Genomic DNA, 16,208 nt, shown 5'->3' on the forward strand with positions numbered 1-16,208 from the left:
CTCAACTTATGGCACACTCGCCGCACGATTTTCTGTCGTTTACCTGAGAGAAACTACCCTGATGAAATGGATTTGTTCTGTTAGCTTCGCCGTTGCGCTGGCGCTACAGCCTGCCTTTGCCGACGATAACCACGGGCAGCACCCGCTGACGCCCGAAGCTCGCGATGCCTTTGTGAGCAACCTCCTGCAGAAAATGACGCTGGATGAAAAAATCGGCCAGCTCCGGTTAATCAGCGTCGGCCCGGATAACCCGAAAGAGGCTATCCGGGAAATGATCAAGCAAGAGCAGGTCGGCGCGATCTTTAATACCGTCACGCGCCACGATATCCGCGCGATGCAGGATCAGGCGATGCAGCTCAGCCGCCTGAAAATTCCGCTGTTCTTTGCCTATGACGTGGTACACGGTCAGCGTACCGTTTTCCCTATTCCGCTGGCGCTGGCGGCAAGCTGGGATCTGGATGCTATCGCAACCGTGGGGCGCGTGTCGGCTTATGAAGCGGCGGACGACGGCCTGAACATGACCTGGGCGCCGATGGTGGACGTCACGCGCGAACCGCGCTGGGGCAGGGTATCGGAAGGGTTCGGCGAGGATACCTGGCTGACCTCGGAGATGGGCCGCATGCTGGTGGAATCCATGCAGGGCAAAAGCCCGGCGGATCGCTATTCGGTGATGACCAGCGTGAAGCACTTCGCCGCCTATGGTGCGGTAGAGGGCGGTCGCGATTACAACACGGTGGATATGAGCCCGCAGCGGCTGGCGCAGGACTATCTGCCGCCTTACAAAGCGGCGCTGGACGCGGGCAGCGGCGGCGTGATGGTCTCACTGAATTCAATCAACGGCGTGCCTGCCACTTCCAATAGCTGGCTGCTGAAAGATTTGCTGCGGGATGACTGGAAGTTCAAAGGCATCACCATCAGCGATCACGGCGCGATCAAAGAGCTGATGAAGCACGGCGTGGCCAGCGATCCGCAGGATGCCGTACGTGTCGCCATCCAGTCCGGCGTGAATATGAGCATGAGCGACGAATACTACAGCAAGTATCTGCCGAACCTGGTAAAAAGCGGCGCGGTCAGCATGGCGGATATCGACGATGCCACGCGCCACGTGCTTAACGTCAAATATGATATGGGGCTGTTTAACGATCCCTACAGCCATCTTGGCCCGGCGGAGAGCGATCCCAAAGACACCAATGCCGAAAGCCGCTTACACCGGCCGGAAGCGCGTGATGTCGCTCGCAAAAGCATCGTGTTGCTGAAAAACCGCAATGACACGCTGCCGCTGAAAAAAGCGGGCACTATTGCGCTGATCGGCCCGCTGGCCGACAGCCAGCGCGATATTATGGGCAGCTGGTCGGCGGCAGGCGTTGCCTCGCAGTCCGTTACCGTCATGCAAGGCATTAAAAACGCTACCGCAGGCAAAGCCACGCTGCTTTACGCCAAAGGCGCTAACGTCAGCGACAACAAGGGCATTCAGGACTTTCTGAACCTCTATGAAAAAGCGGTCACGGTGGATGCGCGCACCCCGCAGCAGCTGTTGGACGAAGCGGTAGAGACGGCGAAAAAAGCGGATGTGGTGGTTGCCGTGGTGGGCGAAGCGCAGGGCATGGCGCATGAAGCGTCCAGCCGCAGTGATATCACCATTCCGCCTTCGCAGCAGGCGCTGATTAGCGCGCTGAAGGCGACCGGCAAGCCGCTGGTGCTGGTGCTGATGAACGGGCGCCCGCTGGCTATCGTTAAAGAGAGCCGCGAAGCGGATGCGCTGCTGGAAACCTGGTTCAGCGGCACCGAAGGCGGCAACGCCATCGCGGACGTGCTGTTCGGCGATTACAATCCGTCCGGCAAGCTGCCGATGTCTTTCCCTCGTTCGGTAGGGCAGATCCCAATCTACTACAACCACCTGAACACGGGGCGGCCTTACGATCCGGCAAGGCCGAACAAATATACCTCGCATTACTATGATGCAGAGAATGGCCCGCTTTATCCGTTTGGCTACGGGCTGAGCTATACCAGCTTTACGGTATCGCCGGTCACGCTTTCGGCTAAAACCATGCCGCGTAACGGTCAGGTTTCGGCTTCGGTCACGGTGACCAACACCGGCAAGCTTGACGGCGCGACCGTGGTGCAGCTTTACCTGCGTGACCAGGTCGCCAGCGTTAGCCGCCCGGTGAAGGAGCTGAAGGGCTTTAAGCGCATTATGCTGAAAGCGGGCGAGTCGCAGACCGTGACCTTCCCTGTTGACGTGAAGGCGCTTAAATTCTGGAACGCCAAAATGCAGCAGGTGGCGGAACCGGGTAAATTCAGCGTGATGATCGGGCTGGATTCTGTTCACACCAGCGATGCGGAATTTAATTACCTGTAAAAACCGGGCGTGAAGGCCCGGCTGTAGACATCAGGAGGCGAATATTCGCCTCCTTTTCACTTTCCTGCTTCGGCAAATTTCAGCAGCGCGTCGCCGTCCAGGCGATAACGCACCCATTCGCTTTGCGCCACGGCGCCAATGCTTAAATAGAAGTCGATAGCGGGCTGATTCCAGTCCAGCACGCTCCACTCCAGACGACCGCAGCGGCGCTGCACGGCCAGCTGCGCAATATGCTTAATCAGCGCTTTGCCCGCGCCGTTGCCGCGCGCATCGGGCGAAATATAGAGATCTTCCAGATAAATGCCGTTGCGGCCAAGCCAGGTTGAGTAGCTGGTAAAAAACACCGCATAGCCGACGGCGGTGCCGTCCACTTCGCAAATCAGCGCTTCGGTTTTGCTTTCTGCGCCAAACAGCGTCTCGCGAATTTCCTCCGGCGTGGTCACAACTTCTTCCGGCGCTTTTTCATAAACGGCCAGTTCATAAATCATCGCGTAAATGGTTTGCGCGTCTGCCGGACGGGCCTGGCGGATAGTGATACTCATGGCTTTTCCTTTTCCCTGCGGGTTAAAGCGGATAAGCATAAAGGTTATTGCGTGCGGAATTAAGCGCAATCAAACTTTTTACCTGCGCCCGACTCTCCCTGTGATGCGAAGTTTCCGCACCGATATGGTGGATTTTTCAGTCAGGAACCACGCGTGACCTTTTTACATAATCTGGATAACAGCTGGAAAGCTTTCGCCGCCGCTACGATCGCCAGCTTGCCGCTGCAGAGGGCATTTGTGCATTTCGTCGTGGTATGGCCGCCGATTTGCTACCGTAGACGGCGTTTGTACATTCCTGCCCCCTGGCGGCAAGAAAATCCGGGCAACTAACGGTGAGCATACCGGCTGGCGTGGCTTGTACTGGTTAAATATTGGCTATCATTTCTGCCAGCTCCGTGACTCTTTTTTCCGACATATCAGTAACACATTGATTAATTGCCGCGGTATGACGCTGGTTATTTTCGTCGATCTGAAAGGCATAAATATCACAAGTAGCGTGCATATAATTAAGCCATGCTACCTGAGATTTTTTAATTTTAGCCAGAAGATCCTCACCAATATTTTTATGCTCAGTGTAGCTATGAGTAACTTCAGTTAAATACTTACTGTAAACAGCATCCAGCCTTTTGGTAGCGGCCTCCTTTTTGATATATGAGCAGTTATAGTACTGCTCGCTATTGGTGATCGTCGCGCAATTCTCCTGAGCAAAGCTCGCCTGGCAGATAAGTAATACGAACGCGAGAGATTTTTTCATCGCGACTCCAGTAAATAGTTTACTCTTCGTCTGGCAGGCTCATCATCACGAAGGGCCGGCGTATTTCTTATATAATTAATAAGTTCCTGTGGATTGTTATGTGCACCAGCCAGCATAGGGCGCGCGCTTTTGGTATAGCCTTGATAAACGAAATCAATTAAAACATTTTTGATGGCCAAACTTAGGGATCCCCAGGGAACGATATCCGATCTGTTTTTTAGCCAGGAGTTATAGTTGTTTTTCGCCCTTACTTCATAATCAGGATGTATTTTTTCAAACAATTTTACCTGTTGAATTTCAGTAATAATGCCAATTTCATGATGATGCTTTTTTACAAAATTTCGTGCTTCACACCCTGTCAGGCGTTATGCTTCAGCAAGCTTTTTCGCTTTACTGACCGGCAAGCCCGCATAAGTAAGGTCACTGATGATTTCTGACCGGCTACGGTGACCCAGGTCGTAGCCTCTGCCGAGCGTGACGCCTGACAAAACGCCATCACATCTTTCTGCATCCTGCGGGAAATGAATTTTTCTGGAAAAATAAAGGCTACTTTTATTATTGCTGCCTTCAGCTCTGAAGGTTAATAATCCTTTTTCTGGTTCAAGCATATTCCCTTATCCTTTTGATATCTGATTTAAAGGCTGAGTAAGCTACTCGAGAAATATAACGAAGTATCATCTTGCTTGCAAAGTCTAAAAAAGAACAAAGGAATATTATATAATTTATTACATCGGCAAGGCCGGATGTCACGTTGGCACGAAGATGAACTGCCCGAAAACGCAGCCTGGGCTGTATCAGACGTCATTAACGCCCCAAAATCAGGAAAATAATGCTTTCACTCAGAGACAGGATCCAGCAGCAGGTCTTTCGCCTGAACGGGCTGGCGATGAACGACTTCGACCTCAGCCAGCCGCCTGGCGATCCCGGTCTTTACGGGCCGGACAGCGTTATCTGGCAGGTGCACGGCGATTTCTCGTCGATGCTGTGCGGCGGTATCTCCGCGCTGCTGATGCAGATGCTGCATCCGCAGGCGCTGGCAGGCGTCTGGGATCACTCAACCTTTCGCGAGGATATGTCAGGCAGGCTGCGGCGCACCAGCCAGTTTATCGCCGTGACCACCTTTGGCAACACGGCGGACGCCCATACGTTAATTGAGCGCGTAAAACGGATCCATCTGCGGGTAACGGGCGTTGATGGCCAGGGCAACCCCTATGCCGCCAGCGATCCGGCGCTGCTGACCTGGGTACACGTGGCGGAAACCAGCCGCTTTCTGGCTGCCCATTTACGCTATAAAAATCCGCAGCTCAGCCGCGAGGATCAGGATCGCTATTATGCGGAGGCCGCCGTGGTGGCCGAAGCGCTGGGCGCGGAGCAGGTGCCGAAAACGGTACAGGAAGTTGAGGCTTATCTGACGGCGATGCGGCCGCAGCTGCGCTGTGACGAGCGCACCAGAGCGGTGCTCGCCGTGCTGCTGACCATGCCCGCGCCGAGCTGGCAGGCGCGTCCGGCCATGCGCACTATGATGATGGCGGGCATTGAGCTTTTGCCCGAATGGACGCAGCAGCAGTTTGGCTTTCGCTTTTCCGGCTGGCGGCGGGCGCTAATCCGCCAGCGGATGAAATGGCTGGCGGCCGGGCTGCGCTGGTGCGTGCGTCGCGGCGGCTATTATCGTGCCATGCAGCGCATGGGGCGCGAAATTTGAGATTATTACCCTTGTTGTGACATGGCGCGCACGGGCATCCTGCTCTATTCTCCGGGAAATTCCGGGAAAAGGGATGACCCTGAACCCTTGTCGAGGCGCTATGACACAGACGTACCGGCTGGCTGAAGTCTTTAATCAGCAACAAACCCTTATTGCCACGGTTGAGCAGGATGAGCGCACCGCCTATTTTTACATTCGTCCGGCCGAGCCGTTTCGCGGCCAGTTTGCCGTGCGCGGCTGTTGGCTGAGAAACCTGCTGCCTGCGCCCGCGCAGGAAGACAGCGAGGCGATGGCGCAGGGCATTCCGCCGCTGCTCAGCGCCGAATACTGCCGCACGCTGGAAGCGGAGCCGATATTGCATCCGGCAGGCCTGCAGGTTATCTGGACGCCCGGCGATGACGGTGCGGCGCTCTGGTATCAGGGGCAGCTGCTGGCGGTTATTCCCGGCTGGAGCCTGTATCAGGATAAACAGGTCAGCTTTTCCGCTGGCTGCATCAAAGAGAACCGGCTGACCGCGCCGCTGGGTTCCGCCTCTACCAACAGCTGGTACGCGCGGGCGGAGAAAGATCGTCTTTTCTGGCGCGACTGGCAGGATGCCCAGCCGTGGGAAGGCATTCAGCGAGAAATGCTGCGCTGCTACGAGGCGCAATATGGTGAGTCGCTAAAGTACTACGCTATCGACCAGGGCAGCTGGCCGCCAATGGCCATCTCGCAGCACTATCATCAGGGCAACTGGTATTTTCTGACGCTGGGTATGAGCATCCGGCCCATGCCGTGGATCGATTTCCTCTATAAGGATAAAGACGCTGCCGATCATCGCCGTATCGAGCTGGCGATGGCGATCGACGGCGAGGTGATGAGCGAAGAGAACGCGGTGCAGATGGCCAGCGCGCTGGCAAGCTTTGCGCATTTTCCCTGGGCGCGCCTCAGTTGGCTGGGCGAAGGGCACACGCTCTCTTCCGCCGTCGCGCCGATAGGTTTTGAAGGCTTTTTGCTTTCGGCCACGCTGGGCGACAGTTTCACACTGCCGCCGCGCGAAGGAGAAAAAGTGACGCTGTTATGGGCCACGCCGGTGACGGCCGCCGAGCAGGAATTCGTCGAACAGAAACCACAAGGCGGCCTGCAATTAGTGGAACGCTTAACCGAGGCGGGGTGTAATCCTGTCTTCCGGGCGCGGCCCGAGCTGGTGGATCCGCCGGCTGGCTAAGCCGTCATACTTTCGCACGATTTTACCCAGCCACGGCCGCCAAAGATATGCCACAATTATCTGAGATAATTCTTAAGAGGTGTGCATGTCTGCAATCGAAGTTATCCTGGTCGATGACCAGGATCGCGCCATCGGTCGAATGGAAAAGCTTGAGGTTCATCAGAAAGGATTGCTGCATCGCGCGGTCACCGTTTACGTGTTTAACTCCCACCATCAGCTGCTGCTGCAACAGCGCGCCAGCGGTAAATACCACTGCGGCGGGCTGTGGAGCAACACCACCTGCGGCCATCCTTACCCGGAAGAGTCGACGCGACACGCGGCCGAGCGACGCCTCAATGAAGAAATGGGGTTATCGCTGAGGCTACAGCCCATGTTTGAGCTGAGCTATTACCTGCCGCTGGCAAATGGCCTGATCGAACATGAATATGGTCACGTCCTGTTTACCCTGAGCGATGAGCTGCCGCAGCCTAATCCGGAAGAAGCAGACGACTGGCGCTACGCTTCGCTGCCGGAAATTCAGCAGGAAATGGCGGCGCACCCCGAGCGTTTTACGCCGTGGTTTCTGCATACCTTTGCCCGCATCCCCGCCGAATTTGCCCGCTTTACTGCGGCCGCGCTGGCGGTTCAGCCGTAAAATCCTCGGCGTCCACGTCGTAGCCTGACGGCTCCCAGCGTACCAGCAGCAGCGCCAGCAGGCCCGCCAGCGGCGCAAAGCCGATAACCCAGAATACGTTAGTACCCAGCGCCGCCGACAGCAGCGGAAACAGAAACAGCGACAGGGTAGAGCTGCCGCGCATCAGCGTCTGGTTCATACCCACGCCCACGCCGCGTAGCGAGGTTGGATAGCTAAGCGAGGCAAAAGTCATGGTATGCGAGCCTGGCCCAAAGCCCTGGCCCAGCAGAAACAGCGCCAGCATGGCGACAGACACCGCCGCCTGCGTGCCGTCGTCCGGCCTGCCTACCAGCGCCAGGCCGAGCAGCGCCACAAACTGGCAGCCGTAGCCGGCTACCGTCATCCGCCAGGCGCCCAGACGCGGCACTAAACGTACCGCCAGCAGCCCGCCAACAAAGGCGAACAGCAGATTCAGCGCCAGCGAGACCAGGATGGTGGTCAGCATCGACTGCGCCAGAAAGCTGGAGAGGATCACCGGCAATCCAAACGCAACGGCGTTATAGGCGAAAGCCGAAGCGACGGCGGTAACGGTAGCGAGCAGCGCACGACGCAGGTAAATGCCCTTAAACAGTTCGCCATAGTTGCGCCAGCTGGCGCGACGAACCGGCACGGCGGGCGTCAGATCGGCTTCTTTCGCCACCTGTGCATTGATGCCGTAAGAGCGCCGTAAAATAGCGGCCGCACCATGCAAATCGCCCTGGTTAGCGGCCCAGACGGGCGATTCGCTCATATAGCGGCTGCGAACGGCGATAATCAGCAGCGCGGGTACCGCGCCAAAGCCCAGGATAATCCGCCACAGCCAGCCCGCCTGTGCTTCCGGTAGCACCGAGTAAAAAAACAGCACCAGCAGATAAGAGACAGAAATAGCGGCATACCAGGTAGGGCACCACATGGCAATGCTGGCCGCCTTGTTGCCTCGTCCTTTCAGCTTCGAGAACTCCGCTAAAAAAGCCATCGCTACCGGCAGATCGATGCCCACGCCCAGCCCCATCACAAAACGCGCGCCCGCCAGTACGTATTCGTTTGGCGCAAAAGCGCAGGCCAGCGCGGCCACCACAAAGAAAAACATATCGGCCATAAACACGCGGTAGCGGCCAATTTTATCGGTGAGATAGCCGCCAATCAGCGCGCCGACGATAGCGCCAAAGGCAATAGCGGAAGCCACCATGCCTGCGCCCGCAGGCGTCAGGCCAAACTCTTTGGTTACGTCCTTCATGCCAAACGCCAGCGCGCCCAGATCGTAGGCGTCCAGAAACACGCCGCCCAGCGCAATCGCGATCACGATATGCGCATTGCTACGCGCCTGGGTACTGTTGTTGACCAGCGTTGCAACGTCCGCAGCCTGACGGATAAACAACGTTTCGCCCGTTGGCTCGCTCCCTGCCGTGGCGACATGCGATTCAGCCGTTAAGTCAGTCATGAGGTTATATTCAGTTTTAGTGGTGTGGTTTGTGAGCATACTCCCGGCGCTGGCAGAGTTAAATTCCCGCTCGTTATAAGTTACAACCAAACGGTGCAATGTAATTTAGTTGTAAGGCGGCGGTTTTAAGTGGTTAATTCTTCAGCTACTCTTGAAGCTGAGTCGATAACAGGGAAACGCGAAATGGCTAAAAGCATAAGATTGGGCGGCGCGCTGGCGCTGGCGGTTTGGCTGGCGATGGCGGGCGGCGCGCAGGCGGCGGAGGCGGTAAAGGTCGGGTCGAAAATTGATACGGAAGGTTCGCTGCTGGGCAACCTGATTTTACAGGTGCTGGATAAACACGGCGTAAAAACCGTGAACAAAATTCAGCTGGGAAATACGCAGGTCGTCAGGGGCGCCATCACGGCGGGCGAACTGGATATCTATCCGGAATATACCGGCAACGGCGCTTTCTTCTTCCACGACGAGAAAAACCCCGCCTGGAAAAATGCCCAGGCAGGCTATCAGCTGGTTAAGAAGCTCGACGGCGAGAAAAATCATCTGATCTGGCTGACGCCGTCGCCCGCTAACAATACATGGACCATCGCGGTACGCGGCGATGTGGCGCAGAAAAACAAGCTCGCCACGCTGGCCGATCTCAGTGCCTGGCTGAAAAGCGGCGGCGAATTTAAGCTGGCGGCCTCGGCGGAGTTTATCGAAAGGCCCGACGCGCTGCCCGCTTTTGAGCGTGCCTATCAGTTTAAGCTGGATCAGGATCAGCTGCTGTCGCTGGCGGGCGGCGATACGGCCGTTACGCTGAAAGCGGCAGCGCAGCAAACCTCCGGCGTTAACGCGGCGATGGCTTACGGCACCGACGGCCCGGTAGCGGCGCTTGGCCTGCAAACGCTGAGCGATCCCAAGGGCGTGCAGCCCGTATACGCGCCGACGCCGGTTATCCGCGAAGCGGTGCTGAAAGCGTATCCGCAAATCGGCGACTGGCTGAAGCCGGTTTTCGCCTCGCTGGATGAAAAAACGCTGCAGCAGCTTAATGCCAAAATTGCGGTAGAAGGGATGGACGCGAAAAAAGTGGCCGCCGACTATCTGCAACAGAAAAATCTGTAGCCACGCGCGGCAAAATGACTATTCGGGTACATAACCGCGTCACATTGACGCTGGCGCTGCTGCTGACGGCAGCGCTGACGGCGCTGCCGTTTCTCAACTGGGCGCCGAACCGGCTTGTTTCCGGTCAGCCGCTTGGGCTGCAACAGGTAGCCAACGGCCTGGGCTGGTGGCTGTTGCTGCCCGCATTGTTACTGATGCTGCTCGCTTTTTGGCCGCAGAAGCGCACCAGCCTGGCCTTAACGCTGTTCTGTAGCGAAACGCTGTTTATCGCGCTGATCGCCGCTGGCGGTTATGCGGCCGCCTCGCTGGCGCAGCAGGGCCATCCGCTGGCAAGAACCTCTCTGGGCAGCGGCTTCTGGCTGGCAGCCGCGCTGGCGCTGCTGATGGCGACAGATGCCATCAGCCGTTTGACCCGACAGGCGTTATGGCGTTTGCTGCTGAACGCGCAGATCTGGCTGCCGGCGGTCTTTTTGCTGCTGAGCGGCCAGCTCGACGCGCTTTCCCTGCTGAAAGAGTATGCCAACCGGCGCGATGTCTTCGACCAGGCGCTGTCACGACACCTGCTGATTTTGGGCGGCACGCTTTTGCCGGCGCTGCTGATCGGCGTGCCGCTGGGCTGGTACTGCTGTCGTCGTCCGGCCATACAGTCATCGGTTTTCGCCACGCTGAATATCATTCAGACCGTGCCTTCCGTCGCGCTGTTTGGCCTGCTTATCGCCCCGCTCAGCGGGCTGGCGCGCGAGTTTCCGGCACTGACCACGTTAGGCATCAGCGGCATCGGTATGGCGCCCGCGCTAATCGCGCTGGTGCTCTATGCGCTGCTGCCGCTGGTGCGTAGCGTCGTGAGCGGATTGCAGAACGTGCCGCAAGCGGTGATTGAAACCGCGCGGGGCATGGGCATGAGCGGCGGCCAGATATTCCGCCAGGTCGAGGTGCCGCTGGCGCTGCCGGTACTGCTTGCCGGCCTGCGCGTCACGGCGGTGCAAACCATCGGCATGGCGGTTATCGCCGCGCTGATCGGGGCGGGCGGCTTCGGGGCCGTCATTTTTCAGGGCCTGCTCAGCAGCGCGCTGGATCTGGTCATGTTGGGGGTGATCCCTGTTATCGCCCTGGCGGTGGCGGTGGATACGTTATTTAAGCTGTTGCTCTCCGGGATACAACGCCAGTGATTGAATTCAAAGAGGTGAGTAAATATTTTGCGGGCAAGGCGGCGGTCAGCGATTTGACGCTGCATATCGCCAAAGGCGAATTTACCGTGCTGATCGGCACGTCCGGCTGCGGTAAATCGACCACGCTGAAGATGATTAATCGTTTGATCGAACACGATAAGGGCGCGATACGTTTTGGCGGCGAAGAGATCCGTCGCTTCGACCCGCAGGCGCTGCGGCGGCGAATGGGCTACGTTATCCAGTCCACCGGGCTTTTCCCGCACTGGACGGTAGAAAAAAATATCGCCACCGTGCCGAAACTGCTGGGCTGGAGCAAGCCGCAAATCGACGCGCGCGTCAGTGAACTGCTGGCCTTGCTGAATATGGAAGAGACGTTTCGCCATCGCTATCCGCATCAGCTTTCCGGCGGGCAGCAGCAGCGTATTGGCGTGGCGAGAGCGCTGGCAGCCGATCCGGAAGTGCTGCTGATGGATGAGCCTTTCGGCGCGCTCGATCCGGTGACTCGCGCCACGCTTCAGCAGGAAATTGCCCGTATTCATCGCCTTTCCGGCAAGACGATAGTGCTGGTAACGCACGATATCGACGAGGCGCTGGCGCTGGCAGACCGGCTGGTCTTAATGGACGGCGGCAAAGTGGTGCAGCAGGGCACGCCGACGGCGCTGCTGACAAAACCCGTTAATGACTTTGTGCGTCGCTTTTTCGGCCAGAGCGAATGGGGTATTCGCCTGCTTTCGCTGGGGCTGGCCGGTGAGGCGGCGCGGCGCGGCGAGTGGCTGGAGGAGGAAAGCATTGCGGAAACGCTGACGCTGCGCGAAGCCCTGTCGCTGTTTATCGCGCGTGGAACCGACCGGCTGGCGGTACGGGACAGCAATCAGCAGCCGCTCGGCGTGCTGCACTTTGCTGATTTACTGCGGCAGAAGAAGCCATAATATGCGCCTGCTTCGCGATCCGCTCCTCTGGCTGATTTTACTGTTTGTAGCGCTGCTGCTGCTGATGCCCTATAGCGGCCCGCTGTTCGCGCGCGCTTTTCCCCAGCTCGACAGGCCGCTTTACCAGCAGGAAAGCTTTATCCGGCTGGCGCTGGCGCATATCCGGCTGGTGGCGTTCTCCAGCTTCGCTGCGGTGATAGTGGGTTTGGGCGCCGGTATTGCGGTAACGCGCCGGGCGGGAAAGGCGTTTCGCTCGGTAGTAGAAACGCTGGTGGCCGCAGGCCAGACCTTCCCGCCGGTGGCCGTGCTGGCGCTGGCGGTGCCGGTTATCGGCTTTGGCGAACAGCCTGCGATGGTCGCGCTGCTGTTGTATGGGCTGCTGCCGATCTTACAGGGCACGCTGGCCGGTATTGACGCGGTGCCGCCGACTTTGCGCGAGGTGGCGGCGGGCGTCGGTATGAGTCCGCGTCAAATACTGTTTAAGGTAGAGCTGCCGCTGGCCGCGCCGGTGATCCTGGCCGGGATCCGCACTTCGGTGATTATTAATATCGGCACGGCCACCATCGCTTCAACGGTGGGCGCTAACACGCTGGGATCGCCGGTGATTATCGGGCTGAGCGGCTTTAATACCGCCTATATCTTACAGGGAGCCTGCCTGGTAGCGCTGCTGGCGATCGTGACGGACCGCCTTTTCGAGCGCCTGCTACGGCGGTTTAAGCGCGAATAAGGATGGTGTAGCCGGTCAGCATGACGCCGCCGATACCGCCCAGCGCCATCATTAAGAAGATAAAAATTACGCCGATTTTCTGCCAGTTCATACCGTTATCCGCCTGCCGTAAAAAAGAGAGCAAAGTATATCGCTTTTACTGAGCGGACGTTAAGCCTTTGCTGGTTTTTAGCAGGAGAAAACGGACGAGGCCAGCAGGGCGCTGGCGACGATGACCATAAAGCTAAGCGGCCTGATGCGCCACGGCGTAGCCCTGTTCCTGCCAGTGGGCGATCTGCTCCTGCTGGCGGCGCGTCAGAGGTTTGCCGGTGAAAATAAACAGCTGCTGGCCGGGAAAAAGTTCAGGACGCGGCATCTCCAGCGGTTCGGCCAGCACTTCCATACGCCAGCCCTGCTGCGACAGACGCCAGGCCTCCAGCCAGATGCGCGTACGATCTTCCGTGCCCCAGCCGATAATCAGCGCATCCTTGCCGGGCTTCTTGCGGCTGCCTGCAAGGCAGAAGGTCACGTAATCGATCAGGATGCCGTCAAGCAGGCTGCACATCGTTCTGGCCGTATTTTGATCCAGGTTCAGTCGCTGGCGGATAGGAATAAAAACATGGTCAATCAGCGCCGCCGCCGGATGTTCCCGACCGGCCGTTGCCACTTTTGCTCTGAGCTTAGCGGGCCTGACGTGACGCAATACCGTCATCATCTCTTCCTGTAGCGTCATCCAGCCGTCGTGCGCGTTAACGCTTTCACCTTCCAGCAGCGCTTTAACTTTGCCTACCGGTACGCCGCTCTCTATCCAGCGTTTAATCTCTTCAATACGCTGTATATCTTCATCATCAAACTGACGATGGCCGCCTTCGGTGCGCTGCGGTTTCAGCAAACCGTAGCGGCGCTGCCACGCACGAAGCGTAACAGGATTTATCCGACAGCGTTCGGCGACGTCACCAATACTGTATAAAGCCATGCCTTTCCTTAAACCTGTTTGACTCCCCTGAGCCTAACCAACTCTCTATTGTTGTACAACTATTATTTAATTGTACAACTTGCCGGGCGAGGCGCCACGTCGTATATCTTATTGAAACGCGGCGGGAAACCCTCAGTCTCCGTCACGCACGATAACGGTAGTCTACCCGTTAATCCACGTGTCGCCAAAGCACGATTTACAGGACGATCTGCTACTTATGACCACTATCACTTATTCGCTTCTTACCGCAGAAGAGGCCGCTAAAGGCCAGGATGAATTATACAATGTATTGAGCGCTTGTGTTGCGCTGGGCGCCAGTATCGGCTTTGTCAGTAACGAACCTGCACCTATGAAACAGTTCTGGACAGGGGTAATCGCCAGCCTCGCCAGCGGCGAAAAGCGGCTGCTGGTTGCACGTCGACAGCAGGAGATTGTCGGCACGGTCATCGTAGAATTTTGCGGCAAGCCAAACGGCTCTCATCGTGCAGAAATCGCCAAATTGCTGGTACATCCTGATGCCAGACGGCAGGGCATCGCTCGTGAGCTGTTAGGCCGCGCTGAACGGCTGGCGGAGCAGGAGGGCAAAACGCTGCTGGTGCTTGATACGCGCTCCGGCGATGCGGCCGAGCAGCTTTACCTGGCGCAGGGCTGGCAGGTTTGCGGGCAGATCCCGTATTTTGCTCTCTCGACCCGTGGCGAACCGGAAGCGACTACCGTTATGTACAAACAGGTCACGGCGGGTGTATAGCTACAGCCCTCGCAGTCCCGGATACAATAGCCGTCGCCAGTTTTTATAGATAAAAACACGACGTAGTTCTATTTTTATGTTGTTCTCATAGAATATAATATCTATATTTATCGAGTTTGATAAGGATGTATCCTTTAAAAGGTGGGCAAGGAATGCCGGAACTGAAATGGCGCAAAGCAGCGCGGAAACAACTTCTTGCTATCAAAAGCAAAAGCGACAGAGAAGCGATTAACGCAGCGGTGAATGAGTTAAAAAATTTTCCGCTGCACACGCCAAATCTGGACGTAAAGCCCTTGACGGCAGGTGAAGCCGATTACCGGCTAAGATGGGGTAACTATCGGGTATTATTCGACTATGTAAAAGACGGGGAACCCAAAATCATTGCCATCCAGCAAATTGCGAGGCGTACCAGCAAAACTTATTGAATAAAATTCGATTTGCCGAATTTGTCTTAAATAACTTCATTATTGCCGGTCTACTACAATGAGAAACGATATGATTGAATTCATCACTGACAGCGCCGGAAATCGCAAGGCGGCAATAGTGCCAATAGCGCTATTTGAAAAACTAACGCAAAGCGCCGATCTGGCTGAATTATGGGAATCAGTACCCTATGTTGCGGGAAAAAATGATGATGCTTTTATCCCCGGCGAGGTAGTCGATATTTCTGTGCAAAAAGGCGTAACGCTTCATGCGGCGTGGCGTCTTTATCGTGGCCTGACCCAAAAGCAGGTCGCTGAGGCGCTGAACATTACTCAGGCTTCTGTATCAGCCATGGAAAAAAGCGAGAGACCACGCAATTTTAATTTGCACAAGCTGGCGGAGCTGTACGGTTGCCAGCCAGAGCAATTAACTGACGAATAACTAAAAGGCCGGGCAACCGGCCGGTTTTTGTGAATTTTACTCACGACGGCATGCGGTGGACAAAGATTGAATGCCGCGCCGGTTTTCAGTAATGTGATTCTGCTCACACCTTAAGCGACAGCATGCTGCTCGCTGATGTTATCCCACTCTCTGATCCGACCCGCAGCTGCGGGCAGCCAAAGGTATTATGTTCCTTGTAAAAGTGATAGGTATCAGTTTTATCTGTATGCTGCTGCTCTCTTTCGCGCAGAGCTACGTTAAGGCGACCCACAGCGGCGTCGCCATCAATGGCCAACATTGGTCCACAGCCAGACGTGATTCGGCAGAGATGGCGCCCGATCCGCAGAAGTTTATCGATACGGCCATCGTGCAGGTTTATACCGCGCCGACCTTTGGCTGGCGTGGACTGTTCGCCGTCCATCCGTGGATCATTTTTAAAAAGGCCGGCGAGAGCCAGTATCACCGCTACGAGGTGGTCAGCTGGGGCAGCAGCAACGTTATTCGCCATAATTACGCTTTGCCCGACGGCTACTGGTTTGGCGCTAAGCCCAGACTGCTGGTCGATCATCGCGGCGAACGCGCGGCGGCGATGATCCCGTCGATCGAAGCCGCTATCGGCAGCTATCCCTGGCCGCACAGCTATCGGGTCTGGCCCGGCCCCAACAGCAATACTTTTCTGGCCCATATCGGCAGAGAAGTGCCGGAGCTGAAGCTCGATCTGCCTGCGAACGCCATCGGTAAAGATTTCCGCCCGCTGAGCCGTCCGGTGGGGCTGCCCGCCTCAGGCAAAGGCTTGCAGGTTTCACTGCTGGGCGTGCTTGGGCTGACGCTGGGTGCGGAGGAAGGCGTGGAATTTAACGTGCTGGCCTTTAATTTCGGCATCGATTTTAAGCATCCGGCGCTGCGGCTGCCTTTTACCGGCAGGCTGGGCACCAATAAAATCGAAACGGACAGCGGCGAGTAAATTCGGCCCGTCAGCAGGCGCGGACAGCACCAGGTTGCGAGCCGCGCCGCAGGATTAACCTTCAGGGACTATTGCTGAACGAAATACTGTGTAA

18 protein-coding genes are annotated in these 16,208 nt (G+C 56.9%); 12 read left to right on the forward strand and 6 right to left on the reverse strand.

Going from position 1 to position 16,208, the window contains the following annotated elements:
* Positions 1 to 61: 61 nt before the first annotated feature.
* Entirely contained in the window at positions 62 to 2,359 is a 2,298-nt protein-coding gene (gene bglX, locus ACA373_RS00410; protein WP_253454808.1) for a beta-glucosidase BglX, read from the forward strand.
* A 56-nt stretch (positions 2,360 to 2,415) separates the two neighbouring features.
* Here bglX and ACA373_RS00415 read toward each other — a convergent pair whose 3' ends face one another.
* The 3 genes from ACA373_RS00415 to ACA373_RS00425 all read right to left on the reverse strand — a co-directional run bounded on the left by ACA373_RS00415 (position 2,416) and on the right by ACA373_RS00425 (position 4,263).
* Positions 2,416 to 2,901, reverse strand: a complete 486-nt coding sequence (locus ACA373_RS00415; protein ID WP_253454807.1) for a GNAT family N-acetyltransferase — start codon at positions 2,899 to 2,901, stop codon at positions 2,416 to 2,418.
* A 364-nt stretch (positions 2,902 to 3,265) separates the two neighbouring features.
* A complete protein-coding gene (locus ACA373_RS00420; RefSeq protein WP_253454805.1) occupies positions 3,266 to 3,655 on the reverse strand; it encodes a lysozyme inhibitor LprI family protein in 390 nt (129 codons plus the stop codon).
* A 365-nt stretch (positions 3,656 to 4,020) separates the two neighbouring features.
* Positions 4,021 to 4,263 (reverse strand): hypothetical protein, encoded by a 243-nt coding sequence (locus ACA373_RS00425; protein ID WP_370733846.1) that lies wholly within the window; start codon positions 4,261 to 4,263, stop codon positions 4,021 to 4,023.
* 221 nt (positions 4,264 to 4,484) lie between these two features.
* Between ACA373_RS00425 and ACA373_RS00430 the strand changes: the two genes are divergently transcribed.
* The 3 genes from ACA373_RS00430 (at position 4,485) to idi (ending at position 7,198) form a co-directional block, all read left to right on the forward strand.
* Positions 4,485 to 5,357, forward strand: a complete 873-nt coding sequence (locus tag ACA373_RS00430) for an oxygenase MpaB family protein (RefSeq protein ID WP_370733847.1) — start codon at positions 4,485 to 4,487, stop codon at positions 5,355 to 5,357.
* Between the two features lie 100 nt (positions 5,358 to 5,457).
* A complete protein-coding gene (locus ACA373_RS00435; RefSeq protein WP_370733848.1) occupies positions 5,458 to 6,564 on the forward strand; it encodes a suppressor of fused domain protein in 1,107 nt (368 codons plus the stop codon).
* An 85-nt stretch (positions 6,565 to 6,649) separates the two neighbouring features.
* Complete coding sequence (gene idi, locus ACA373_RS00440) at positions 6,650 to 7,198, forward strand: isopentenyl-diphosphate Delta-isomerase (protein ID WP_369894945.1); 549 nt, start codon at positions 6,650 to 6,652, stop codon at positions 7,196 to 7,198.
* On the opposite strand, the gene ACA373_RS00445 is transcribed toward idi, so the two are convergent.
* Entirely contained in the window at positions 7,167 to 8,657 is a 1,491-nt protein-coding gene (locus ACA373_RS00445) for an MFS transporter (RefSeq protein ID WP_370733849.1), read from the reverse strand. The two genes, idi and ACA373_RS00445, sit on opposite strands and share 32 nt — an antisense overlap.
* A 183-nt stretch (positions 8,658 to 8,840) precedes the next feature.
* Here ACA373_RS00445 and ACA373_RS00450 point away from each other — a divergent pair, with 183 nt between their 5' ends.
* From ACA373_RS00450 to ACA373_RS00465, 4 genes are read left to right on the forward strand one after another with little or no spacing between them, the layout of a single operon-like run.
* The gene (locus ACA373_RS00450) at positions 8,841 to 9,758 is read left to right on the forward strand and encodes an ABC transporter substrate-binding protein (protein ID WP_301251268.1); all 918 of its coding nucleotides are present in this window, start codon (positions 8,841 to 8,843) and stop codon (positions 9,756 to 9,758) included.
* A gap of 14 nt (positions 9,759 to 9,772) precedes the next feature.
* Positions 9,773 to 10,927: an ABC transporter permease gene (locus ACA373_RS00455; RefSeq protein ID WP_370733850.1), complete on the forward strand. Its 1,155-nt coding sequence runs from the start codon at positions 9,773 to 9,775 to the stop codon at positions 10,925 to 10,927.
* Positions 10,924 to 11,856, forward strand: coding sequence for an ABC transporter ATP-binding protein (locus ACA373_RS00460; protein WP_370733851.1), 933 nt, complete (start codon positions 10,924 to 10,926; stop codon positions 11,854 to 11,856). Before ACA373_RS00455 ends, ACA373_RS00460 begins: the two co-directional genes overlap by 4 nt.
* Before the next feature lies 1 nt (position 11,857).
* A complete protein-coding gene (locus ACA373_RS00465; protein ID WP_253454796.1) occupies positions 11,858 to 12,583 on the forward strand; it encodes an ABC transporter permease in 726 nt (241 codons plus the stop codon).
* Here the strand turns inward: ACA373_RS00465 and ACA373_RS00470 are convergent.
* Together ACA373_RS00470 and ACA373_RS00475 are read right to left on the reverse strand one after the other, a co-directional pair.
* A complete protein-coding gene (locus ACA373_RS00470; RefSeq protein WP_125288804.1) occupies positions 12,570 to 12,674 on the reverse strand; it encodes a protein YohO in 105 nt (34 codons plus the stop codon). The two genes, ACA373_RS00465 and ACA373_RS00470, sit on opposite strands and share 14 nt — an antisense overlap.
* A gap of 132 nt (positions 12,675 to 12,806) precedes the next feature.
* Positions 12,807 to 13,538, reverse strand: coding sequence for a MerR family transcriptional regulator (locus ACA373_RS00475; RefSeq protein WP_253454795.1), 732 nt, complete (start codon positions 13,536 to 13,538; stop codon positions 12,807 to 12,809).
* A gap of 217 nt (positions 13,539 to 13,755) precedes the next feature.
* Between ACA373_RS00475 and ACA373_RS00480 the strand changes: the two genes are divergently transcribed.
* The 4 genes from ACA373_RS00480 to ACA373_RS00495 all read left to right on the forward strand — a co-directional run bounded on the left by ACA373_RS00480 (position 13,756) and on the right by ACA373_RS00495 (position 16,114).
* On the forward strand, positions 13,756 to 14,286 hold the full coding sequence (locus tag ACA373_RS00480; protein WP_253454794.1) for a GNAT family N-acetyltransferase: 531 nt from the start codon (positions 13,756 to 13,758) through the stop codon (positions 14,284 to 14,286).
* Positions 14,287 to 14,438: 152 nt separating this feature from the next.
* Positions 14,439 to 14,711 carry a type II toxin-antitoxin system RelE/ParE family toxin gene (locus ACA373_RS00485; protein WP_301251263.1) on the forward strand — a complete coding sequence of 91 codons (273 nt, stop codon included), beginning with the start codon at positions 14,439 to 14,441 and terminating at the stop codon, positions 14,709 to 14,711.
* 70 nt (positions 14,712 to 14,781) lie between these two features.
* Positions 14,782 to 15,150, forward strand: coding sequence for a helix-turn-helix domain-containing protein (locus ACA373_RS00490; RefSeq protein WP_253454792.1), 369 nt, complete (start codon positions 14,782 to 14,784; stop codon positions 15,148 to 15,150).
* A 187-nt stretch (positions 15,151 to 15,337) separates the two neighbouring features.
* Positions 15,338 to 16,114 carry a DUF3750 domain-containing protein gene (locus ACA373_RS00495; RefSeq protein ID WP_301251262.1) on the forward strand — a complete coding sequence of 259 codons (777 nt, stop codon included), beginning with the start codon at positions 15,338 to 15,340 and terminating at the stop codon, positions 16,112 to 16,114.
* Positions 16,115 to 16,208: the final 94 nt, after the last annotated feature.

The sequence above is a fragment of the Erwinia sp. STN24 genome (assembly GCF_041320675.1).
GTDB lineage: Bacteria > Pseudomonadota > Gammaproteobacteria > Enterobacterales > Enterobacteriaceae > Erwinia > Erwinia aeris.